General features: G+C 39.5%; 21 protein-coding genes and 5 tRNA genes. 5 read left to right on the top strand and 21 right to left on the bottom strand.

Annotated elements, in window-relative coordinates; all coding sequences use genetic code 11:
- Positions 1 to 4 precede the first annotated feature (4 nt).
- From rpoB to RYH73_RS15085, 16 genes are all read right to left on the bottom strand, one after another.
- Positions 5 to 3,814, bottom strand: coding sequence for a DNA-directed RNA polymerase subunit beta (rpoB, locus tag RYH73_RS15160; protein WP_335314281.1), 3,810 nt, complete (start codon positions 3,812 to 3,814; stop codon positions 5 to 7).
- A gap of 159 nt (positions 3,815 to 3,973) precedes the next feature.
- On the bottom strand, positions 3,974 to 4,354 hold the full coding sequence (gene rplL / locus RYH73_RS15155) for a 50S ribosomal protein L7/L12 (RefSeq protein WP_335314280.1): 381 nt from the start codon (positions 4,352 to 4,354) through the stop codon (positions 3,974 to 3,976).
- 67 nt (positions 4,355 to 4,421) lie between these two features.
- Positions 4,422 to 4,940, bottom strand: coding sequence for a 50S ribosomal protein L10 (gene rplJ, locus RYH73_RS15150; RefSeq protein WP_335314279.1), 519 nt, complete (start codon positions 4,938 to 4,940; stop codon positions 4,422 to 4,424).
- Positions 4,941 to 4,942: 2 nt separating this feature from the next.
- On the bottom strand, positions 4,943 to 5,641 hold the full coding sequence (gene rplA, locus RYH73_RS15145; RefSeq protein WP_335314278.1) for a 50S ribosomal protein L1: 699 nt from the start codon (positions 5,639 to 5,641) through the stop codon (positions 4,943 to 4,945).
- A gap of 23 nt (positions 5,642 to 5,664) precedes the next feature.
- Complete coding sequence (rplK, locus tag RYH73_RS15140; RefSeq protein WP_335314277.1) at positions 5,665 to 6,108, bottom strand: 50S ribosomal protein L11; 444 nt, start codon at positions 6,106 to 6,108, stop codon at positions 5,665 to 5,667.
- A gap of 225 nt (positions 6,109 to 6,333) precedes the next feature.
- Positions 6,334 to 6,879 carry a transcription termination/antitermination protein NusG gene (nusG, locus tag RYH73_RS15135; RefSeq protein WP_013665676.1) on the bottom strand — a complete coding sequence of 182 codons (546 nt, stop codon included), beginning with the start codon at positions 6,877 to 6,879 and terminating at the stop codon, positions 6,334 to 6,336.
- 18 nt (positions 6,880 to 6,897) lie between these two features.
- On the bottom strand, positions 6,898 to 7,092 hold the full coding sequence (gene secE / locus RYH73_RS15130) for a preprotein translocase subunit SecE (RefSeq protein WP_013665675.1): 195 nt from the start codon (positions 7,090 to 7,092) through the stop codon (positions 6,898 to 6,900).
- 86 nt (positions 7,093 to 7,178) lie between these two features.
- A tRNA-Trp gene (locus RYH73_RS15125) sits at positions 7,179 to 7,249 on the bottom strand.
- Between the two features lie 60 nt (positions 7,250 to 7,309).
- Positions 7,310 to 8,497 carry an elongation factor Tu gene (gene tuf, locus RYH73_RS15120; RefSeq protein WP_335314276.1) on the bottom strand — a complete coding sequence of 396 codons (1,188 nt, stop codon included), beginning with the start codon at positions 8,495 to 8,497 and terminating at the stop codon, positions 7,310 to 7,312.
- A gap of 58 nt (positions 8,498 to 8,555) precedes the next feature.
- Positions 8,556 to 8,627 (bottom strand) — tRNA-Thr (locus RYH73_RS15115).
- Between the two features lie 55 nt (positions 8,628 to 8,682).
- A tRNA-Gly gene (locus RYH73_RS15110) sits at positions 8,683 to 8,755 on the bottom strand.
- Positions 8,756 to 8,848: 93 nt separating this feature from the next.
- Positions 8,849 to 8,932: transfer RNA gene (locus RYH73_RS15105), tRNA-Tyr, on the bottom strand.
- 7 nt (positions 8,933 to 8,939) lie between these two features.
- Positions 8,940 to 9,012, bottom strand: a tRNA-Thr gene (locus RYH73_RS15100).
- 284 nt (positions 9,013 to 9,296) lie between these two features.
- A complete protein-coding gene (gene hpf, locus RYH73_RS15095; RefSeq protein WP_335314275.1) occupies positions 9,297 to 9,647 on the bottom strand; it encodes a ribosome hibernation-promoting factor, HPF/YfiA family in 351 nt (116 codons plus the stop codon).
- Positions 9,648 to 9,660: 13 nt separating this feature from the next.
- Complete coding sequence (locus RYH73_RS15090) at positions 9,661 to 10,542, bottom strand: tyrosine-type recombinase/integrase (RefSeq protein ID WP_335314274.1); 882 nt, start codon at positions 10,540 to 10,542, stop codon at positions 9,661 to 9,663.
- A gap of 74 nt (positions 10,543 to 10,616) precedes the next feature.
- Complete coding sequence (locus RYH73_RS15085) at positions 10,617 to 11,321, bottom strand: LexA family transcriptional regulator (RefSeq protein WP_335314273.1); 705 nt, start codon at positions 11,319 to 11,321, stop codon at positions 10,617 to 10,619.
- Between the two features lie 107 nt (positions 11,322 to 11,428).
- On the opposite strand from RYH73_RS15085, the gene RYH73_RS15080 reads away from it, so the two are divergent.
- The gene (locus RYH73_RS15080) at positions 11,429 to 12,505 is read left to right on the top strand and encodes a hypothetical protein (protein ID WP_335314272.1); all 1,077 of its coding nucleotides are present in this window, start codon (positions 11,429 to 11,431) and stop codon (positions 12,503 to 12,505) included.
- 136 nt (positions 12,506 to 12,641) lie between these two features.
- Here RYH73_RS15080 and rpsU read toward each other — a convergent pair whose 3' ends face one another.
- From rpsU to RYH73_RS15060, 4 genes are all read right to left on the bottom strand, one after another.
- A complete protein-coding gene (rpsU, locus tag RYH73_RS15075; RefSeq protein ID WP_013665669.1) occupies positions 12,642 to 12,833 on the bottom strand; it encodes a 30S ribosomal protein S21 in 192 nt (63 codons plus the stop codon).
- 157 nt (positions 12,834 to 12,990) lie between these two features.
- A complete protein-coding gene (locus RYH73_RS15070; RefSeq protein WP_335314271.1) occupies positions 12,991 to 14,142 on the bottom strand; it encodes a DUF6588 family protein in 1,152 nt (383 codons plus the stop codon).
- Positions 14,135 to 14,962: a hypothetical protein gene (locus RYH73_RS15065; RefSeq protein ID WP_335314270.1), complete on the bottom strand. Its 828-nt coding sequence runs from the start codon at positions 14,960 to 14,962 to the stop codon at positions 14,135 to 14,137. The genes RYH73_RS15070 and RYH73_RS15065 overlap by 8 nt, the downstream gene beginning before the upstream one ends.
- 75 nt (positions 14,963 to 15,037) lie before the next feature.
- Positions 15,038 to 16,330, bottom strand: coding sequence for an MFS transporter (locus RYH73_RS15060; protein ID WP_335314269.1), 1,293 nt, complete (start codon positions 16,328 to 16,330; stop codon positions 15,038 to 15,040).
- Positions 16,331 to 16,485: 155 nt separating this feature from the next.
- Here RYH73_RS15060 and RYH73_RS15055 point away from each other — a divergent pair, with 155 nt between their 5' ends.
- Complete coding sequence (locus RYH73_RS15055; RefSeq protein WP_335314268.1) at positions 16,486 to 17,169, top strand: DUF2490 domain-containing protein; 684 nt, start codon at positions 16,486 to 16,488, stop codon at positions 17,167 to 17,169.
- Between the two features lie 21 nt (positions 17,170 to 17,190).
- Here the strand turns inward: RYH73_RS15055 and RYH73_RS15050 are convergent, their stop codons facing one another.
- Positions 17,191 to 19,335, bottom strand: a complete 2,145-nt coding sequence (locus tag RYH73_RS15050) for a glucoamylase family protein (protein WP_335314267.1) — start codon at positions 19,333 to 19,335, stop codon at positions 17,191 to 17,193.
- A gap of 262 nt (positions 19,336 to 19,597) precedes the next feature.
- Between RYH73_RS15050 and RYH73_RS15045 the strand changes: the two genes are divergently transcribed.
- The 3 genes from RYH73_RS15045 to RYH73_RS15035 are packed head-to-tail and all read left to right on the top strand — an operon-like array spanning position 19,598 to position 22,301.
- Positions 19,598 to 20,506 (top strand): LiaF transmembrane domain-containing protein, encoded by a 909-nt coding sequence (locus tag RYH73_RS15045; RefSeq protein WP_335314266.1) that lies wholly within the window; start codon positions 19,598 to 19,600, stop codon positions 20,504 to 20,506.
- A gap of 11 nt (positions 20,507 to 20,517) precedes the next feature.
- Complete coding sequence (locus RYH73_RS15040) at positions 20,518 to 21,558, top strand: sensor histidine kinase (protein ID WP_335314265.1); 1,041 nt, start codon at positions 20,518 to 20,520, stop codon at positions 21,556 to 21,558.
- A complete protein-coding gene (locus RYH73_RS15035; protein ID WP_335314264.1) occupies positions 21,555 to 22,301 on the top strand; it encodes a LytR/AlgR family response regulator transcription factor in 747 nt (248 codons plus the stop codon). The genes RYH73_RS15040 and RYH73_RS15035 overlap by 4 nt, the downstream gene beginning before the upstream one ends.
- The last annotated feature ends 18 nt before the right edge of the window (positions 22,302 to 22,319 follow it).

Raw genomic sequence — 22,319 nt, 5'->3', positions numbered from 1 at the left:
AACTCTATTCTAATGTGATATCTAAACCTAAGCCGCGAAGCTCGTGCACCAATACATTGAATGATTCAGGTACAGACGGTGTTGGCAAATTATCGCCTTTAACAATTGCTTCGTAGGTTTTAGCTCTACCGATAACATCATCCGACTTAACAGTAAGAATCTCCTGTAGGATATTGGATGCGCCAAAAGCTTCCAAGGCCCACACCTCCATCTCACCAAAACGTTGACCCCCAAACTGAGCTTTACCACCCAATGGTTGCTGTGTAATAAGTGAGTATGGTCCAATAGAACGGGCATGCATTTTATCGTCCACCATATGGCCTAGCTTAAGCATGTAGATCACACCAACAGTAGTTGGCTGATCAAAACGCTCACCGGTTAACCCATTGTATAAATAAGTTCTTCCGGAAGCAGGTAAACTAGCTTTAGCTACCCATTCTTCTACCTCTTCGGTTGACGCCCCATCGAATATCGGTGTCGCAAACTTCATACCTAACTTTTGTCCTGCCCAACCAAGCACCGTTTCATAAATCTGTCCAAGGTTCATACGGGAAGGAACACCAAGTGGGTTAAGTACAATGTCAACAGGAGTTCCATCTTCTAGGAAAGGCATATCTTCATCGCGTACAATACGCGCAACAATACCTTTGTTTCCGTGACGACCTGCCATTTTATCACCGACTTTAAGTTTGCGTTTCTTAGCGACATAAACTTTAGCCATCTGTACAATACCAGATGGAAGTTCATCTCCTACAGTAATAGCAAACTTATCACGACGGTAAGCTCCAAGCTCTTCATTCAATTTGATATTATAGAAGTGTAGAGCCTGCTTTACCAGCTCGTTCTTGTCGTCGTCTGTTGTCCACTTAGAAGGATTGATATTCGCAAAATCAAGCTCAGCCAGCATCTTCTGTGTAAATTTCGCTCCTTTAGGAATCAACAACTCTTTGTACACATTATATACTCCTTGCGATGTTTTGCCATTTACAATAGCGAACAATTTATCAAGCAAACGTTCTCTCAACTGACGAACTGCCCGTTCATGGTTAAGATCCAATCGCTCTAAGGCAGCCTTCTCTTCTTTTTTATCAGCCTTTTTTGCACGAGAGAAAAGCTTCGTATCAATCACCACACCGCGAATCGATGGAGGTGTTTTTAAAGAAGCATCTTTCACATCTCCTGCCTTGTCACCAAAAATGGCACGTAAAAGCTTTTCTTCAGGAGATGGATCGGATTCCCCTTTGGGGGTAATCTTACCAATCAGAATATCTCCTTCACGTACTTCTGCGCCGATACGGATAATACCATTTTCATCCAAATCTTTCGTTGCTTCTTCAGAAACATTAGGAATATCAGATGTCAGTTCTTCCTCTCCACGTTTTGTATCACGCACTTCTAATTCAAATTCTTCAATGTGCAGGGAAGTGAATATATCTTGACTCACGACACGCTCGGAGATAACGATCGCATCTTCGAAGTTGTATCCTTGCCATGGCATGAAGGCAACTTTTAAGTTACGTCCTAAGGCTAACTCCCCATTTTCTGTAGCGTACCCTTCGCATAGCACTTGACCTTCCACCACACGCTGTCCTTTACGAACAATCGGCTTTAAGTTGATACAGGTACTTTGGTTCGTTTTCTTGAACTTAATTAAGCGATACGTTTTGATATCATCGTCAAAAGAAACCAATTTATCATCTTCGGTTCTGTCGTAACGAATCTTTATCTCATTTGCATCCACATACTCAACTACACCATTACCCTCTGCATTAATGAGCGTACGAGAATCACTGGCTACACGGCCTTCCAATCCGGTACCTACGATAGGCGCCTGTGGCCGCAATAATGGAACGGCCTGACGCTGCATGTTTGACCCCATCAACGCACGGTTTGCATCATCGTGTTCCAAGAATGGAATCAATGAAGCCGCTATGGAAGTAATTTGATTCGGTGCAACATCCATTAAGTCCAAACGCTCCGGTTCAATAATCGGAAAGTCACCTTCAAAACGAGCCTTTACTTTCGGCGTAGTGAAAATACCTTTCTCATCATATTCAGCATTCGCCTGTGCGATCGTTTTACCATCCTCATCTTCTGCTGATAGATATACAACCGGCTCTTCGACTACCACCCGGCCCTCTTGAACCTTTCGGTAAGGCGTCTCGATAAATCCCAGGTTATTAATCTTCGCATGCACACACAAAGACGAAATCAAACCGATATTCGGACCCTCGGGTGTTTCAATCGTACATAAACGACCATAATGCGTATAATGAACGTCACGGACTTCAAAGCCGGCACGCTCACGCGACAACCCACCAGGCCCAAGGGCTGAAAGGCGGCGCTTATGTGTAATTTCGGCCAATGGATTCGTTTGATCCATAAACTGTGACAATTGGTTGGTTCCAAAGAAAGAGTTGATCACAGACGACAAAGTACGCGCATTGATCAAATCAGTTGGTGTAAACACCTCATTGTCACGAATATTCATCCGTTCGCGGATAGTGCGAGCCATACGAGAGAGCCCCACCCCAAATTGTGCATATAACTGCTCACCTACAGTACGTACCCGCCGGTTAGACAAATGGTCTATATCATCAACCTCCGCCTTCGAGTTGATCAAATTGATCAAATACTTAACAATGGCAATGATATCTTGCTTTGTTAATACTTTTATTTCATCGGGCGTATCTAACTGGAGTTTACGGTTAATGCGGTAACGTCCCACATCACCGAGGTCATATCTTTTATCAGAGAAGAACAAACGTTCAATAATACCACGAGCTGTTTCTTCATCAGGTGGTTCTGCATTTCTTAGTTGACGATAAATATGTTCTACCGCCTCTTTCTCTGAATTGGAAGTATCTTTTTGTAAAGTATTATAGATGATAGAATAATCGGCGTTATTCGCGCCATCTTCCTTAGTAAGAATGATGGATTTAACGCCTGCATCTATGATCATATCGATATGATCGTCTTCCAGAATCGTCTCACGTTCCAGAATAATTTCGTTTCGATCAATCGATACAACTTCTCCCGTATCTTCGTCTACAAAGTCTTCAACCCATCTCTTTAGAACTCTGGCAGCTAACTTACGACCAACTAATTTCTTCAGACCGGATTTACTAACTTTGACTTCGTCGGCCAATTCGAATAACTCGAGGATGTCTTTATCCGAGTCATAACCAATAGCACGTAAAAGAGTAGTGACGGGAAATTTCTTTTTACGATCGATATAAGCATACATGACATTATTAACGTCAGTAGCAAATTCGATCCAGGACCCTTTGAAAGGAATCACCCTCGCAGAGTATAGTTTGGTGCCATTGGTATGGCGGCTTTGGCCAAAGAATACACCGGGCGAACGGTGAAGTTGCGATACGATTACCCGCTCTGCGCCATTGATAACGAAAGTACCTTTTGGAGTCATGTAAGGGATAGTACCCAAATATACGTCCTGTACTATGGTTTCGAAATCTTCGTGTTCTTCATCATTACATGACAAACGTAGCTTAGCTTTTAGCGGAACGCTATAAGTTAAGCCGCGTTCGATACATTCCTGAATATCATAACGTGGCGGATCGATGAAATAATCCAAAAATTCAAGTACAAAAATGTTTCTTGAATCAGAAATAGGGAAGTTTTCCGAAAAAACTTTGAACAGCCCTTCCTGGTGGCGGTTATCAGAAGTCGTTTCCAATTGGAAAAACTCCTTGAAAGACTGCAATTGCACATCCAGAAAGTCGGGATAGTCAATGACTCTTTTGCTGGTTGCAAAGTTTACTCTTTCGTTACGAATATCTTTGTTTGCCAAGGGAATTATATTTTAGTTTAAATTAAACTTCACGCGACCTGTTTCAACCGAAAAATAGGTTCTGTACAGCCTAACAGTAATTTGGGATGATATAAACGGCAATAGACCCCAGTAGAAATACCGGAGTCTAAAACCATTTAGGATCTCTTTAGATGAGAATTATTTAATCTCAACAACAGCTCCTGCTTCTTCTAATTGTTTTTTCAAAGCTTCAGCTTCGTCTTTAGCAATACCTGCTTTTAATTCTTTAGGAGCACCATCAACTAAATCTTTAGCTTCTTTAAGGCCTAAACCAGTTAAATCTTTCACTAATTTAACAACAGCCAATTTCTGACCACCAGCTTCTTTCAAGATTACATCAAAAGATGTTTTCTCTTCAGCAGCGGCAGGGGCATCACCACCCGCAGCAGGACCAGCAACAGCTACAGCTGCAGCAGCTGGCTCAATACCATACTCATCTTTTAAGATTTGAGCTAACTCGTTAACTTCTTTTACTGTTAAGTTTACTAACTGCTCAGCAAACGCTTTTAAATCTGCCATTTTATTTTAAATTTTTGAATTTACTTTTTCTATTAACTATCTACTTTAAACGGTTTATAAGGTTCCGCTAACCTCGTTCTTGTAAAGTTTTAACCAGACCTGCAATTGTACTTCCACTCGATTTAAGAGCAGACACAACATTCTTAGCAGGTGATTGAAGCAAGCCAATGATATCTCCGATAAGCTCATCTTTCGATTTAAGAGCCACTAGTGAATCCAATTGAGCATCACCAACAAATACCGAAGCATCAATATAAGCACCTTTTAAGACAGGTTTATCACCCTCTTTACGAAGTTCCTTAATTAATTTAGCAGGGGCGCTGCCTGTTTCAGAAAAAAGAATTGTGGATGCACCTTTTAGCACACTTTTTAATTCCTCTGAATCAACACCAGCAGCTTCTAAAGCTTTAACAATTAAAGAATTCTTAGCAACTTGAATTTTGATACCCTTTTCGAAGCATTTACGACGGATATTGTTAATTTTTGCAACAGTCAAATCAGCAGTATCAGTAATATAAAAATTACCGTAAGATTTGATCTGATCAGTTAAAGCTTGAACAATTTCTTGTTTTTCTTCTTTTCTCATGATTAAATCCCCGCTACTGATTTAGTTTCCACTTGAATACCCGGACTCATCGTTGAAGAGAGGTGGATACTCTTAAAATATGTTCCTTTCGCTGCAGAAGGCTTTAATTTTGAAATCGTTTGGATCACCTCCAACGCGTTATCATAAATCTTATCTGCATCGAATGACACTTTACCAACTGAAGCATGAATGATACCGGTTTTGTCAACCTTGAAATCAATCTTACCACCCTTCACCTCGGTAACAGCCTTACCCACATCTTGAGTAACCGTTCCTGATTTAGGATTAGGCATTAGGTTTCGAGGTCCTAAAATACGACCTAACCTACCTACTTTAGCCATCACACTAGGCATGGTAATAATGATATCAACGTCAGTCCATCCACCTTCAATTTTGCTGATATACTCATCTAAACCTACGTAATCCGCACCTGCTGCTTTAGCCTCTTCCTCCTTGTCAGGAGTACATAAAACTAAAACGCGTACGGTCTTACCGGTTCCATGAGGCAAGGTAGCTATACCACGAACCATTTGATTTGCCTTACGTGGATCTACGCCCAAACGAACATCGATATCCACAGATGCATCAAACTTAGTAGTGGTAATCTCCTTCACAAGTGCTGATGCTTCCTGCAAAGTATACGCTTTACCAGCTTCAATTTTGGATAGTGCCGCTTTTTGATTTTTTGTTAATCTAGCCACTTTCTTAAACTGATTTCTGTTAATTAATTGTTCCAGGGTGCATCACCGCTTACCGTGATACCCATACTACGCGCCGTACCTGCCACCATTTTCATGGCCGACTCTACTGTAAAAGCATTTAAGTCGCTCATTTTATCTTTAGCGATGGTTTCTACTTGTTCCCAAGTAATTTTACCTACCTTTTTACGGTTAGGTTCGCCCGACCCTCCTTTGATTCCTGCTACTTCAATAAGTTGGACAGCTACCGGTGGGGTCTTGATGATAAAATCGAAAGACTTATCAGCATACACAGTAATTACAACCGGTAATACTTTGCCTGGCTTGTCTTGGGTACGTGCATTAAACTGCTTGCAAAATTCCATGATATTCACCCCTTTTGCACCTAAAGCAGGTCCTACCGGAGGCGACGGATTGGCTGCGCCACCCTTCACTTGTAATTTCACTAACGCACTGACTTCTTTTGCCATTTTCGATTTAATTTTAATTACTAAATGTTTGTTAGTAAGTTGGAAGCAATATAACGTAACATTTATTTTTTCTAATTCAAGTGGACTAGCTTTCGACGCCCTTACTTATTTTTAGAGTGCGCAAAAATACAACAAAATTCAGAGAATAACAAAATGTTTTTTTGTAAAATCTGAATTTTGTTGTATTAAGCTAAAATCTATTTGTTAGGATAGAGCAATTGACTATTACTCTTTTTCAACTTGCATATAATTTAGTTCCAGTGGGGTCTTTCTACCAAAGACTTTTACCATCACCTTCAATTTTTTCTTTTCTTCATTCACTTCTTCTATCTCACCCGAGAATCCATTGAAAGGACCATCTGTTACCTTAACAGATTCGCCCACGTAATAAGGCACGTTCATCATTTCACCCTGCTCGCTCATCTCGTCAACCGTTCCTAATATACGGTTAACTTCAGCCTGGCGTAGAGGAATCGCGTTTCCCGCTTTGTCACCTAAAAAACCAATGACACTATTAATGTTCTTTATAACATGTTCTAACTCTCCATCTAAAGCCGCCTCTAACAAAACATAACCAGGATAATAATTTCGTTCCTTTGCAATCTTCTTCCCTTCCCGCATCTGAAAATATTTTTCCATCGGAATTAAGACTTGAGGAACCAAATGATTTATTCCTAAGCGATTAATCTCAGCCTCAATATATTGTTTTACTTTCTTCTCTTTACCGCTTACTGCGCGTACAACATACCATTTCAATTGCTGATCTGCCATTCTGTAATCCTCCTTGATTTAGGCCGTTGTACCGTAAAAAAGTTTCAATATTGCACTTGATGATTGATCCATTGCCAGTACAATCAGTGCAATGATGATTGATGCAACAAGCACCACCACTGCTGAATTCTGCAACTCCGACCATGTTGGCCAAGACACCTTTTGAGTCATCTCATGATAGGAATCTTTTATAAAATCAAGTACGTTTGCCATTGTATGATATAGAGATATATTCTTTAAGACTTCGTTAACGGCCTACTGTTAATATTTTAAGCCAACGGAAACCGATTATTATTTAGCACGGGCACAAGGATTCGAACCCTGATCAAAGGTTTTGGAGACCTCTATTCTACCATTGAACTATGCCCGTAAAACAATTAGCTAATTGGCTTGACTAATGCACCCAATTAGCTAATGTTCATATTGCTTATTAAGCGATGATTTCAGTTACCTGACCAGCACCTACTGTTCTACCACCTTCACGGATAGCAAAACGTAGACCTTTTTCCATCGCAATCGCGTTAATCAATTTTACGTTGATAGTTACGTTATCACCTGGCATAACCATCTCTACACCTTCTTGAAGTGTAATCTCTCCAGTAACATCTGTCGTACGGAAGTAGAACTGAGGACGGTATTTGTTAAAGAATGGTGTGTGACGTCCACCTTCTGCTTTCGATAATACGTAAACTTCAGCCTTAAATTCAGTATGCGGAGTTACACTACCTGGCTTACAGATAACCATACCACGACGAATATCTGTTTTCTCAATACCACGTAATAATAAACCTACGTTATCACCAGCCTCGCCATAATCAAGGATTTTGCGGAACATTTCCACACCAGTTACTGTAGACTTCAAATTCTCAGCACCCATACCTAGAATTTCAACTGCATCACCCGAGTTGATGACACCGCGTTCAATACGACCAGTTGCAACCGTTCCACGACCTGTAATTGAGAACACGTCCTCAATCGGCATCAAGAAAGGTAAATCAGTCAAACGTGGAGGAATAGGAATATGGTTATCTACCGCATCCATCAATTCCATAATTTTGTCAACCCACTGAGCTTCACCGTTCAATGCACCTAATGCAGAACCTTTGATTACAGGGATATCATCACCTGGATATTCATAGAATGACAATAGCTCGCGTACTTCCATTTCTACTAAGTCTAATAACTCTGGATCGTCTACTAAGTCAGTTTTATTCATAAACACTACAAGAGCAGGAACACCTACCTGACGAGCCAATAGAATGTGCTCGCGAGTTTGAGGCATTGGACCGTCAGTTGCAGCAACAACAATAATTGCACCGTCCATTTGTGCAGCACCTGTAACCATGTTCTTTACATAGTCAGCGTGGCCCGGACAGTCAACGTGTGCATAGTGACGGGTAGCAGTTGAGTATTCAACGTGTGCGGTATTGATTGTAATACCACGCTCTTTTTCTTCAGGAGCCGAGTCAATTGAATCAAATGAACGAGCTTCTGACAAACCTTTATCTGCCAAAACTTTTGTAATAGCAGCAGTCGTAGTGGTTTTACCGTGGTCAACGTGACCGATTGTACCAATATTTAAGTGTGGTTTACTGCGGTCAAATTTCTCTTTTGCCATTTTTTATGCGTATTAGTAAGTTAATTTTTATTTTGGTTCTTTTTTATTTACACTTACGAGCCAATGATGGGACTTGAACCCATGACCTCTTCCTTACCAAGGAAGTGCTCTACCGCTGAGCTACATCGGCTTGTTTGAACAACAAAAAGCTAAAGCCGATACCGGTTTTAACTCTTTGATTCAAGAGCGGAAGACGGGTCTCGAACCCGCAACCTATAGCTTGGAAGGCTATCGCTCTACCAATTGAGCTACTTCCGCTTATTAATGATGATTTTTATCGGGCGCATGTTTATAACATCAAACTATCAGAAAAACCCGATCAATGAGTACACAGCACCAAACAACATCTAATGGTGGGGGGAGAAGGATTCGAACCTTCGAAGCCGAAGCAACGGATTTACAGTCCGTCCCATTTGACCGCTCTGGAATCCCCCCAACTTAGAGCCCCCTGCCGGGATCGAACCAGCGACCTACTGATTACAAGTCAGTTGCTCTACCAGCTGAGCTAAGGAGGCAATACTTTTTAAGAACTTCTACCCAATCCGGAACCTTGTTTCTATCATCTTACCCCCCTGTGTTCCCTTTGGGACTGCAAAGATAGACAAGAAAGTATTAATTCAAAAAAAAAGTGAAAATATTTATCACAAAAAAGAGCCCCCTTGATCAAATAGCTTAATTATCAGGGAAATATTTTTCCGAGGCATTCTCGCTTTTTTCAGCACGTATTCAATTATCTTTGAACTAAAAACCCCTTAAGGATTTTTTCCTTAAGGGATTCCTGTAAAAAATTAAATACGCTTTAGCGAAGCTCTTCTTCCTGTACTTCTGCCAGCACTTCTTTATGATGTGTCACTTTAGCTCTTGTCTTGGTTTTGTGTTTACTTATTTGCCTACGCAATGACTCTACGGCCAAATCCGTCGCTTCTTCAAAACTTTTGGCTTGCCCTTTAGCAAAAAGTTGATTTCCCGGAATATTCAACTTAAACTCCGTAATTTTATTTGCTTCGTCCTCCACATTTTCTAGCTTCAGATAACATTCACCTGCTATAATCTGATCGAAAAACTGATCCAGTTTGTCTACGCGACGTTGAATAAAGTCTATCAATTTTTTGTCTGCTTTGAATTGAATAGATTGCGTGGTAATGTTCATAAATCCTCCTTTTTTAAGCTTTGGGATGAGCCTGTTTGTAAATAGATTTTAATCGTTCCACAGAGTTATGTGTATACACCTGCGTTGCGACTAGATTTGCATGACCTAACAACTCTTTAATAGCATTCAAATCTGCCCCCTTATTTAATAACGCCGTCGCGAAACTATGCCTTAGCACATGTGGGCTCTTTTTTTGCTGAGAAGTTATTAGTGACAAATAACGAGTTACTACTTGGTAAATAAGCTTTTGATAAGCCTGCTTACCTTTTATAGTAACGATTAAAGTTAAGGAATTGTTATCTAAATTTTCAACTTTTTTCAACTTTAAATATCGCTCAATTAAAAGCTTTAAATGAGGCAACATAGGCACAATTCTTTCTTTGTTCCGCTTACCTAAAATTCGGATCGATTGATTGTAATGATCAATGTCGCCTTCTTTTAATTGTATTAATTCGGCCAAGCGCATTCCTGTTCCAAAAAGCAATTCAATAATAAGCCTATCTCGTTGTCCTTCAAAATTTTCCGAAAAGACCTCGTTGTGATCGAGCAATTGAATCAGTTTATCTTCCTGAATAACCGTAGGCAATCTCTTTGGTGCTTTGATTGCCTTTACAAGCAGAGTCGGATTCGCTTTATACACCCCCTCCCGTTGTAAAAATTTATAATAGGTACGCAGTGAAGATAGAACCCGATTAATGGACGAGACCGCTAAACCATCCTCCATCAATGTGGATAAATAATACCTCAATTGTCTATGCGCTATTTCTTCAAACATCACAGACTCAGTTTGCCAAAAAAACAAGTAGTTTTTGATATCTTTTTCATACGCCTTTATCGTATGATCAGAATAGTGCTTCTCGAATCGAAGAAAAGATATAAATCGTTCCAAATACATAACATATGCTTTTTATCAACCTATTTACCGACTGTACCGACAAAGCTTAATCCCAAGCGCCTTTAATCAAGCACCTATAACTGATACCTTGTCACCTTTCCCTTCACAATGAATAATTTCATTATCGCTTTTTTATCAATGATAATATCTCCCCCATAATCAGGATTAGCGGATCGCAATATTAACTTATCTTCATCTGCATGGGAGAACAGCAATTTTACAGTTACCAAATTGTTTGCCTGCTCATTGGCAACTATCAAATAAGCTTCACCCCACAAGATCACGTCGAAATTAAATACTTCTTTGACCGCGATAATTTCTCCGCTGGCAAATTTCGGATTCATATTATCCCCATATACGGATAAATAGGCTGTACAATCATTGAAAGGACGAAAATTCACATAAAATTCCGGGCTTTCCCGAAAGACATCCAGCCCGTTAAACATCGTATCCGGTTGGATATTATAAAACGGCACCTCTCCTTCCAACGGTTCATTTGCGAAACGAATACCTTTCCTTTCTTGCTTGTGTTTATAAGGTATATTAGACAAAAATGGCGCTCCTTCTTTCTTTTCAAGCCATTTCAAACTTATATTATGATAGTAAATAATATCTTTTGCTAAACGTCTCCCTACAACTCTACCTCCGTTTTCAATTGACGAGAAATTATTGACATGTTTGGCAATTCCACCATAAAACTGCTCTAAAGTCATGTTTTTCAATAACCGAGCTTCTTTAAATAAAGGACCTAATTCCGCTCTATCTAAGTGATCAATCATAATATCAAAAAATATTTTTTTAATATAAAAATATACTATCTTTGAATACAGCTAAGATACGCAAGTTACAAACAACCATCAACACAAATATTTTAAACTTTTAATTTATGAAAAATCTCCACGAAGCAATCCGAACAAACAACTTTCGCCACCTAACGGAAGATGCGATCCAAGCCCCCCTATCTTTTATCAAAAATTTCTGCCATTTTGAAACGGAAGTTGAAATTTTCAGAGAAGACATCCTTTTTTTCTTCAATGCCGCCACAACAAGAAAATCAGATTTCAATGGAAGGTTTTATATTAATGCTGAAGATTACGCCTACAACCATCGGCAAATGATAACGGTGATCGAAGCATTATGGGTATTATACCATCAACCCATACCAGCATTAAGCATCCCGGATACTCATCCGCTTTATCAAAAATCATCTTGGGTAAGAGACGGCATTGATGTCGAGAAAAGAATAAATAGCGGCGCCGCAAATTTTAGAAAGCTGGAAAATCGAGAGATAAATGACATTAGGATTTTTTTGGAAGAGTTCTTTTTATATCGTGACCTCAATGAATGGCGAAAAATTTTGGATGATCTGTTAACTTATGCACATACCGACGAAAGTATTTTTGAGGGTACGACATTGTTGTATGAATCTGTCGCGATTCGCGAATACTTGGAAAAAACAGTCGAGGCAATTTTCTTAATAGCGAGCCTAAGCTTCGAACACAATGAGTCAGTCAACCATACTCAAACGAAAAGCAATCAAGAGGCGAAGTCAAACACTACTGAACATATCGACGAAAGCTTATACGATCAGATTAACGAAGCACCTCCTTTGGAGGATGACAATTTTACAGACAGCCTTATACAATATCTCGAAAAATATTGGAATCATTTAGACGGGAAGAGCGGGAACTATTCATACGGCCCCGTCATGTTTACTGAAAAATTTGAAAGAGAGCTACTTTCTTATTTTGAATCTTTTCACCCGAAGTTTCTTGGCCGAAATTTTCGGCGAGTTTATATGGGATACTTGGAACATTTATTTACAACGGGCACACCCTACTACTATGATGAACTAAGTGCCTTTACCGCTCACATGGACACATTTTTTGAGCTTTTGGAATTGGCAGATGAAGAAACTGCACATTGGAAACAACAGAGTCGTATAGGAAACGAAGAAGACTGAATCGATCATCGATCAAGGTACGGAAATCATGACACTTTAATGGTTTCATCAAAAGCCCCTTGTTTCCGGTAAAGCATAAAAAAGGGCCATCCGTGATTAAGTCACGAATGGCCTTTTTTATGATCAAGATCTACTATTAAACCGTATCTTGATTTAACGATTGTTTGTAGATCGCTTTTTTAATTTGAGTACGGCGGGTAACAGATTTTTTCTCGTATGCTTGGCGCGCACGAAGCTCTCTTAACACTCCAGTCTTTTCAAATTTTTTCTTAAAACGTTTTAAGGCTTTATCTAACGATTCGCCATCTTTTACATTTACGATAATCATACTCTTATACCCCCTTTCTATTGTCAAAATTTGGGACAACAAAGGTAAGTATAAATCCGGAAAATTAAAAATCCATTGCTAACATTTCTTTGCTTAAAAGTTTTCACTGCCTATCACTGAAGCTTAAACCAAACCGTAAAAAAGTTATTCGTTCTCATTAATCATCACCCTTTAGTATAGTGGCTCGCAATGCTAACGATGCGATATGTGTGTTAGCGTAGGTATATTGAACCTCTGCTTTAACAAAACCACTGCCTAACAACAATCCAAAACCACCAGCTGCTACTGTTTCATTAATACTTGATTTAAACAAATCATTATACTCGAAACTTGTATCGTCTACAACATCTCGAATATATGCATCATTTATCTTCAATTTAAAAACACCATTACTTCCCAAATCACTTGTCTGATGCACCAAACCGCCATGTCCGTATAGCTCTATAAAAGAATTTACCCGATAATTAAAAAATAGGAGGGCTTGTTGTGTTTTCGTGTGATGAGACAATTTCAAAGAGGTTCCTGCCGTGCTAAAGTAGTCGTTATTAAAGGTTAGAAAACGTTCACCATTTGGTGTAAAACTTGTTTTGTTTCGCATATACGAGAGCAACAAGTTAACCGTGAAACTCGGATCTTCGTCAACGCTGAACCATTGTGAAAGATTATGCCGGATCGCTCCACCCCATGCCGACACATCCACTTTACCTTCATTTAAGCCCACTGCAAACGGCATTACTCTTAAAGATAGCTCCGTGCTCTTTCCAAGACCTACACTCACTTGGGGCATAACGAAGGGAGTAACTCCTACATTTGTACCAATACCATCAATCATATTAAAATTGGCACTTAGATAATCCCCTGTAGCAGGATTAACCAGCCGATTGTTTGTAGAAGGATCCAGTAAAAAAAAACTGATCGCACCTCCCTTTGCATCGGTAAACATGCCAGGTGTTAAAGGAGCAGCAGCTATATTAGCACTTTGATATAATTGATCGGTACGTATATAGCGATTTCCTTCATTAATAGGAATAATAGCGGATGATCCAACCAAACTAAAAGACAAATGACCTGCTTTTTTTGGTATAGTCCCTCCCTGCCATCCTTGATTGAGCGAAAACCCGAAATTCGAAGAAAACAAATTAGTATAAGCGGCAAAATAACTATTGCCGAAACGCTCTATATCCCGCACTTGCATTTCATAGTCTTGGCGTGTCTGGGCTTGCACCACCAAATGGTTGATCAACAGCATCAAGATGAGCCAGCTATACTGAATCAACTTACGAACATAAAACACGGTTAATTTAATCATGATTGGAAGGAATGAGGGTAGCGTATCCTATTTGTGAACTACTATTCGTTAAACTTATACTGATTTGATCGTAATCTGACGCCAACACTTGAAAAGTTAACTGTTCTTTCAGGGCATCTGATACCGCAGGAACGGTAATGCGCAACTCTTTTTGGTCTTGCCCCTCTAAGGAATAGGTAGCAAATACTTCAGATTTTTCTCCAAACAGCTCCTCAAAAAACCCACATGCGTTTCCATCTGTCGGTGCATTCATTTTTACTCTTGCCCCCTTCCCCCCTTTATAAAAAGTAAAAGTCAACGCTCTTACGCACTGCCACTCCGGTCTTTCAGTTACATCAACTTTATCTTCATCATATATGCGATCAATTAACCACATTTTCTCTCCTCCATCTTGATCTTGATCATGAAGTGTTAAATGTAGATAAGTCGGTGAGCTGTTAATCGTGCTCTTTAGGACTGCATAGTCCGTATAGGAAAAAGTGGCTTTACAACCCGTACTTTCAATCATCTTTTGCGCTAAACGTCCTAATTCGGCTTGGTTTGACCAGCTATTCGTTCCATCAGGATATCGAATATCGATAAAGGGAATAGATTCTCGTCCGGCCGGTAAGACAATTTGATTCTCCGATAAACTATCGGATTTAATCCCATGCTCTCCTTTCGTGAAGTCATTTTCATTGGCATAGATCTTACGATAAGCAACTTCTCCGGCAGTCTGTTCTGGAAAAGTGTAAATATAATCCATCAAACTGCATACTTTGTCTCGCTCACAGCTCATAAATAGTAGACCAACAAACAATATTGTAAAAGCTTTATGCATAGCTAAAAATTTATTAATAAATCTGATCCGACTTTAGTTATAGAACTGATATTACATTTCACTATTCAAGCCGCATTACCCATTGGGCTCTTTGTTCAGCTGCGACTTATGTTTTGTGTCTTGCATTCTCAAATACACAAATAGAGAGCAAGCAATACACACGGTAATATACCAATAAAAGTAACTTTCGTGCCCGATATCTTTAAACCATAGGGCAACGTACTCCGCAGACCCGCCAAAGATGGCCACGGTTAATGCATAAGGTAAGCCAACGCCCAAAGCTCTGATCTTTGCAGGAAAAAGCTCTGCTTTTACAATAGCATTTATACTTGTGTAACCACTAACGATTATCAACGCGAATAGTATCAACCAAAAAGCCTGCCATTTATCGCCGACCTGTTGTAAAGCATTTAAAAGTGGCACCGTGAAAAGGGTCCCCAATACACCAAAAGCAAGCAGTAAAGGCTTTCTTCCTATTTTATCAGAGAGTAAACCGAAAGCTGGTTGCAGCATGGCGAAAATCAGTAAAGCGAGAAATGTAATCAACGTTGCATCGGTATTGGCAAACCCAACGGTATTAACAAGAAATTTCTGTATGTATGTGGAATAAGTATAGAAAGCCAAAGTCCCTCCCAATGTCAAGCCAACTACTGTCAATATTTCTTTCGGGTACTGTATCAATAATTGTAAGGAGCCCTTTTTCTCCCGTAATTGACCTTGTTCTTTAAAAGCCCGTGTTTCATCCAAATGTTGCCTCAAATACAAAGCTATCACCGCCAAAATTGCACCAATGACGAAGGGTATTCGCCACCCCCATGCAACAAGCTCCTCTTCGCTTAATATAAGTTTTTGTAAGAGCAACTGAATTCCTAATGCGATCAACTGTCCTCCGATGAGTGTTACATATTGAAAGCTCGAATAGAAACCTCGTCTATTAGGTGTTGCCATCTCAGAAAGATAGGTAGCCGACACGCCATATTCCCCGCCTACACTCAACCCCTGCAGCAGTCTTGCCATTAATAATACGGCAGGTGCTATCATGCCGACTTGACGGTAGGTCGGGGAGCATGCGATGATCAATGAGCCAAAAGACATCAACAGTACGGATAAAGTCATTGACTTTTTTCTTCCGAATCGGTCGCCTATAACGCCAAACACATATCCTCCCAAAGGCCTCATTAGAAACCCGACGGCAAAGATGGCTGCTGTATTTAATAATTGAAGCGTGCGATCATTTCCCGGAAAGAAAGATCCTGAGAAATAGATAGTAAAAGCTGAATATGCATACCAATCGTACCACTCAACCAAATTACCAACCGATCCTCCAATAATTGCTTTTAAACGTCTTTTTGAAATTTTGTCTGCCATAGATCCTAATTGGCAATAGCCGCTACGTTAAGTGGCAAATTATAAATTTTATTGATTTTTTCTTATTTTAAACCCTTTAAATATTCTGTGACACTGACTATTCAATGAAACACTTCGTATATAGATTTTTTGGATCATCCTTTGGCCTAACGGTTATGATCTGTTTTTTAATCCCCGAGACCTCAATTAAAGCACAGGATCATCAATTCGGAAACTGGTACGCGTGGTTTAATAATATTAAATTCAACACCAAATGGGGGCTGAATAATGATATCCAATTCCGAGCAGGAAAAGACTGGGGAGAAAATTCACTTTTCTTAATCAGACCTGGCGTAAATTATTACGTTAAAGCGAACCAAACCGCCTCGGCAGGTTATGCCACCACCATTATTACACACCAATTAACAGGGGGACAACAGAGGTTAACCGAGCACCGAATTTGGGAGCAATATATCATTACCGGCGAAGTCTTCAATATCCCCGTTCAACATCGTTTTAGACTTGAACAGCGTTTCTTGAAACGTCCCGATGAAACCGTTTTCACCCAAAGAGCTAGATATTTCATAAGGGGAATCATCCCAGTAAATAGCCCTTTGAAACAAGCCTTTAGTAAAGGCTGTTTTTTTGCGCTTCAAAATGAATTGTTCTTTAATATCCAGAACAAAAACAATGTTAACGGAAGCCTATTTGATCAAAACAGAGCCTATGCAGCATTTGGCTATCGCTTTTCTTCAAAATATGATGTCGAGCTGGGTTATATGAATCAATTCTCAAAAAGAAACACGCAGGCAAATCTATTAAACCATATTGTACAGATCGCTTTCTATACACGACTATAACACCATCCTACATACCCTCATCTATTTCATTTTGTCTACGAGTGATTTGATATCTGGATCTTTCATGAAAAGATTCCATATTAAACCCGTACGAGCATTCTCTAACATAATGGGAACAATGCCTTGATGCACGGGATCAAATTTTCCGGACACCCAATTATCTTTAAAGTTAAATTCATCTCTGAACCCGTATTCTGTCCATAGCAGATTACCCAGATTTCTATAATAATTTTTGAGTGCCTCCAAGGCAATCGTTGGCGTGTATGGATACGTTGCAATAGCCGCTGAAGGATTAAAGCGATTGACTGATGCTGAGTCCCGTCCAACGTACGGCCATAACAAATTTGTGATACTTACAAACTGTTCGCTTCTGTCTAAAGCTGCGCGGTAATAAACATTCGATAAATCGCGTTGATTATCAAAATAATTAATAGAACTATCCACAAGGTTCTTTGGATTGAAAGCCAAAAAGGGTTGCTGTTGTTCTATAAGCGAGTTTTGAACAGATCCTGCCATCAAGCGAACCCCATAATAGGTACTGTCGATCATAAAGGGTTCCCTACTGTAAAGTTCGGGTTTTTGACCACTATCACCCACAATAAGTGTATCATTAAGGGAGGTTGATAACCTACCAATAGCTGGTCCAATATACTTCAGGGGTTGTTTAAACCCGAAGTTATAGGATTCTTGACTGATGGCATGACTTGGTGAAGCAATTGCTAATAAATAAGCTATTAAACTACTATTGTAACCGCCTATTGGCGACGATCGGGTATACGAGCAAGCTGGCGACCATGCGTTATACAAATGATAGCCACTTTCATCCTTTACAAATTTTTTCCAATCTACATTTTTCCAAAGACTAGTAATAGCTTCTCTCAACTCGCTTTCGTCAGATTCCTCTTTATCAAAATAATTCCGAGCAACCAACAAACCTTGCATTAAATAAGCGGTCGATTCTATGTTGGCAGCAATTTCACAGGAATCAGTCATTATAGGTTTACCAGATCTCCCGTCAAGTAATTCCGGAAAAGCACCGTGATAAGTAGTCGCTTTTCCTAAAAATCTAACAATCTTTTTTAAACGATCTAACAGGAGTTGTCGTGGAATAAATTTTCGTTCCACACCGATTACTTGAGCCAGTATACCAATACCAGTGCCTTTCACGGAAACGCTGGCTTCACTAACTAAAGGTGAAATTTTATGCATACCGCTATTAAATTCTGTTTCATTTGTAAAATATGCGATATGCGATTTTTCGATTGAATTTAAGAGATCATCATCATTCGCCAGTTTGGTTTCGGCCGTTTTAACGTCCGAAAATGGAGATTCCCTATAGCGATAATCAACCCAAGCAATTTTGTAATAGTAACTCACATTCGTGCGCGGAACAAAGTCGGTATACTTATTAAATGAAATCGGTCTGACAGCAACCGGAGAAAAATTCCGGTTATCTTCTGAACGATATATCTTTATATAACGAATGCTCGGCGTCAGCGGTAATTGCCATACGATATCCACATGCCTTTCATGTGCTTCTACCGAAGAAAGCACCGCTTTTCCCGTAAGCTTCATATCAGGTGTTTTATTAGGCAGAAACTCAATCTGATCAATAAACAATCGATGCTCTTTGCCGTCTCGATTTGCTCCTTGCTTAAAAATTATACTACTAATAGGTGCCTGATTATCTAAATTCCCAATGTCTTTCAAAGGAATTTCGATCGATAACCAGGCGTTATCCTGATAATTTTTCACAAAGGCCTCTACTTTAATTTCCTCGGATATATTTTCGCCCTGCGCAAGCTGTATACTAGGCAATTCGGCCTTTGCAGTTGCACTCGAAACAAAAATCTTAAAAATTAATAGATCGTTATTTTTTGGCAAATGACCATAATCGTCACTGTAATGAATGGCTGATTGCCATTCGCCCGAGTTCCCGGAAATATAGTTTAACATAAGTGAATTTCCAGGCGTAAAAAAAACACTATCTGCCACTGGTAAATGACCATTCATGTGGTTAATCCAGCTGTTGCCTTGAAAAGAAGATTGTGAGTAGTAATAACTCTTCGGCATTAAGCTGTTCTCAAAAAGCACTTCGGGATAGTTAGATGCCTCAGCCTGAATACTTAACAAAAAAGCAAGCAGAAAAAAGTATATTTTGTTCATATTAGCGTATCTTAACAGTCAAAGTTTGAAGCAAAAACCAAGCCATGGCATCCTGTAGTAGTCATTGAAGGATGCGCTCTCCTATTTACCGATAAAATTAGGCCTTTTACCGACAAAGTATGCACACCTGCCTAATTCTGATGAAAGTAAAGTGAAATATTCATTTATCTTTACAAAAAAAAGATATATGAAGTATTCAGCTCTTGAAAAGAATAACGAAGAATGAATCCTCATACAATCGTAGAAAGCAAATAATATACATATGGATAACTATAAAGCTCCTCAACACAGGTCAAACTCGGGTAGGGTATGGGTAGGACTTATTATTATTATCATTGGTTTTTCGATGTTATCAAAGACACTAGGCTTTATATTCGATTTTCCTAATTGGTTATTCTCTTGGCCCATGTGGCTAATCGTTATTGGTTTGGTACTCGGAGCCCGAAATAATTTCAAAAAACCTTCGTCTTTTATATTGATCCTGATCGGCTGTTTTTTCTTAACGGAACGGATGTTTGATGTAAGTCTTGGCAGATTTTTCTGGCCTGCATTTATCATACTCCTTGGTTGTTGGTTAATTGCTGGAAGAAACAGGGGGCGTTTTTCGTCGCCATCTCCATCGGACCCTCAGAAAGGCCCAGGGGAACCGCCAAAAGAGACAGGCCCTTTTTCACAATATAGCCCCCCCTATCAGTCAGATCTCGACTGGGATCGAAGGGTGAACAATGAAACGGACATTCCAACTGAAGACGAAACACAAGAAGGTTCGGCCCCAAAGGCCGAACCTAACACGTTTCATGAGCAAACGGAACAATCTTCAAGCAAAGTGAACGAAGACTATATCGACTCCGTTTCCATCTTCGGACAAGTGAAAAAGAATATCTATTCGAAGGATTTCAAGGGCGGCGATATTGTCAACATTATGGGAGGAGCCGATATCAATTTAATTCAAGCCGACATTCAACATCCTGTTATTCTGGAAGTAGTACAAATTTTCGGCGGTACGACCATTCTCGTTCCCTCGCACTGGAAGGTAAACCCGGAAATGACAGCGATCTTTGGCGGTGTAGAAGATAAACGCTTTATTAATAATGTAGCGGTCGATAATCGCAAGAATTTAATTATAAAAGGCACCTCAATTTTTGGTGGTATTACGATCAAAAGTATCTAATCATTCGTTCGATGGCGTCAACCCCGCTTATTACTTCTAAGCAAAAGCTCATTGCTGTTAGCTGTGTTTCTGTTTGGGTAGGTACGCTCATTATACAAACCGGTTTATTGTTGTGGTTTGATTTTAATTTTGAGTTAACACTACTAGACAGTTTAATCAGTGCGACCACCATAGCAGCAGCCTGCTACATCATTGCCAACAATTTAAATTATTATCAACCTCGGAAGGAACGGTATTTTTATATCATTATTTGGGGTTTATCGTTAGCGGCTATCAGTTTAACCATTAATCGTTATGGAATGCAATATATTATAAGTGACAAATCTTATCTAGCATTCCTTGATTTATCACTTCCTATACGGTATTGTACCAACAGTTTGATAATCGCATGGGTAGCTATTATGCAAGTTCTTTGGAATACATTACACGATCAAAAAGAGAACGAACAGCGAAAAGCAGATGCAGAAAAACTCGCTAGAGAAGCGGAGTTGTACAACCTTCGCCAACAACTTCAACCCCATTTTCTTTTTAATAGTTTGAATTCCATCATTGCACTTATCGGACGAAAACCTGAGGAAGCAAGAAATATGACTTTTCAGTTATCTGACTTTTTACGCGGAACACTCAGAAAAGATGATCAGCAACTTATCCCGTTGCAAGATGAGATTGAACATTTAAAACTGTATTTAGAAATAGAAAAGGTCCGTTTTGGCCATCGACTAGATACGGATATTCTGCTGGAAAACTGCGAAGACGCACTCCTACCCGCTATGATATTGCAACCGCTCGTTGAAAACGCTATTAAATATGGCTTGTATGACACTACGGGGCAAGTGAAAATTGCCATTTGGGCAAAAAGGGACGAAAATCACCTGCTCGTTGCCATTCAAAATCCTTTCGATAAAGAAAGTAGCAAGCCCCATAAGGGGACCGGTTTTGGACTGCGAGGGGTACAGCGAAGATTATTTTTATTGTTTGGACGAACAGATTTGTTGCAAACTCACCATACAGCACATATCTTTACAAGCAATATAAAAATACCACAACAATGATTAAAGCTGTTTTGATAGACGATGAACCTCTTGCTCGAAGCATCATAAGCGAATATTTAGCGGGTTATAAGGAAGTGCAGATTGTAGCGGAATGTAATGATGGATTTGAAGGGGCAAAAGCAATTATGCAACACCAGCCCGATCTAGTTTTTTTAGACATTCAAATGCCAAAGATTACCGGCTTTGAGATGCTAGAGCTTATCGATCAGCAGCCACCTGTCATTTTTACAACAGCTTTTGATGAGTACGCGATTAAAGCTTTTGAAAAATATGCCATAGACTACCTACTTAAACCGATTAGTAAGTCTCGTTTTGATCAGGCAATGCATAAATTTCTCCAGCAGCGTAATTTGAAGACTACAACCGAGCAGGAACAAACGAAGAAGATGCTGGACACCATAAACCCATCCCCTTCTTTGGAACGTATTGTCGTAAAAACAGGCAGTAAAATTAATGTAATTGCTACTGATAGCTTAATTTGTCTAGAAGCGGACGACGATTATGTTCGTTTGCATACGGCTACCGGCGCCTATTTGAAAAATAAAACCATGGCTTTTTTTGAAAAAGAGTTGGACCCTAACATATTTGTAAGAATTCATCGTTCTTATATAGTACGTGTGGATAGTATTGTAAGACTCGAACCCTTTGAAAAGGAAAGCCATATCGCTATACTAAACAACAACATGAAGGTCAATGTAAGTAAATCAGGCTATTCAAAACTTAAACAAGTTTTAGACATTTAAAAACATTTTCAAATTCAA

Origin of the sequence: Olivibacter sp. CPCC 100613 (assembly GCF_036959255.1) — a bacterium.
Taxonomy (GTDB): Bacteria; Bacteroidota; Bacteroidia; order Sphingobacteriales; family Sphingobacteriaceae; genus Olivibacter.
Note: the sequence above shows the minus strand (reverse complement) of the source record. Positions and strands in the feature narration are given on the sequence as shown.

Coding starts and splice junctions, on each gene's coding strand:
- RYH73_RS15090 (WP_335314274.1), bottom strand. CDS start 10,542: ATGTATTTGGAACGATTTATATCTTTTCTTCGATTCGAGAAGCACTAT.
- RYH73_RS15060 (WP_335314269.1), bottom strand. CDS start 16,330: ATGGCAGACAAAATTTCAAAAAGACGTTTAAAAGCAATTATTGGAGGA.
- RYH73_RS15035 (WP_335314264.1), top strand. CDS start 21,555: ATGATTAAAGCTGTTTTGATAGACGATGAACCTCTTGCTCGAAGCATC.
- nusG (WP_013665676.1), bottom strand. CDS start 6,879: ATGGCAGATCAGCAATTGAAATGGTATGTTGTACGCGCAGTAAGCGGT.
- RYH73_RS15045 (WP_335314266.1), top strand. CDS start 19,598: ATGGATAACTATAAAGCTCCTCAACACAGGTCAAACTCGGGTAGGGTA.
- tuf (WP_335314276.1), bottom strand. CDS start 8,497: ATGGCAAAAGAGAAATTTGACCGCAGTAAACCACACTTAAATATTGGT.
- RYH73_RS15040 (WP_335314265.1), top strand. CDS start 20,518: ATGGCGTCAACCCCGCTTATTACTTCTAAGCAAAAGCTCATTGCTGTT.
- RYH73_RS15070 (WP_335314271.1), bottom strand. CDS start 14,142: ATGATTAAATTAACCGTGTTTTATGTTCGTAAGTTGATTCAGTATAGC.
- rplJ (WP_335314279.1), bottom strand. CDS start 4,940: ATGAGAAAAGAAGAAAAACAAGAAATTGTTCAAGCTTTAACTGATCAG.
- RYH73_RS15055 (WP_335314268.1), top strand. CDS start 16,486: ATGATCTGTTTTTTAATCCCCGAGACCTCAATTAAAGCACAGGATCAT.
- rplK (WP_335314277.1), bottom strand. CDS start 6,108: ATGGCAAAAGAAGTCAGTGCGTTAGTGAAATTACAAGTGAAGGGTGGC.
- rplL (WP_335314280.1), bottom strand. CDS start 4,354: ATGGCAGATTTAAAAGCGTTTGCTGAGCAGTTAGTAAACTTAACAGTA.
- hpf (WP_335314275.1), bottom strand. CDS start 9,647: ATGAACATTACCACGCAATCTATTCAATTCAAAGCAGACAAAAAATTG.
- rpsU (WP_013665669.1), bottom strand. CDS start 12,833: ATGATTATCGTAAATGTAAAAGATGGCGAATCGTTAGATAAAGCCTTA.
- RYH73_RS15065 (WP_335314270.1), bottom strand. CDS start 14,962: ATGCATAAAGCTTTTACAATATTGTTTGTTGGTCTACTATTTATGAGC.
- RYH73_RS15080 (WP_335314272.1), top strand. CDS start 11,429: ATGAAAAATCTCCACGAAGCAATCCGAACAAACAACTTTCGCCACCTA.
- RYH73_RS15085 (WP_335314273.1), bottom strand. CDS start 11,321: ATGATTGATCACTTAGATAGAGCGGAATTAGGTCCTTTATTTAAAGAA.
- RYH73_RS15050 (WP_335314267.1), bottom strand. CDS start 19,335: ATGAACAAAATATACTTTTTTCTGCTTGCTTTTTTGTTAAGTATTCAG.
- secE (WP_013665675.1), bottom strand. CDS start 7,092: ATGGCAAACGTACTTGATTTTATAAAAGATTCCTATCATGAGATGACT.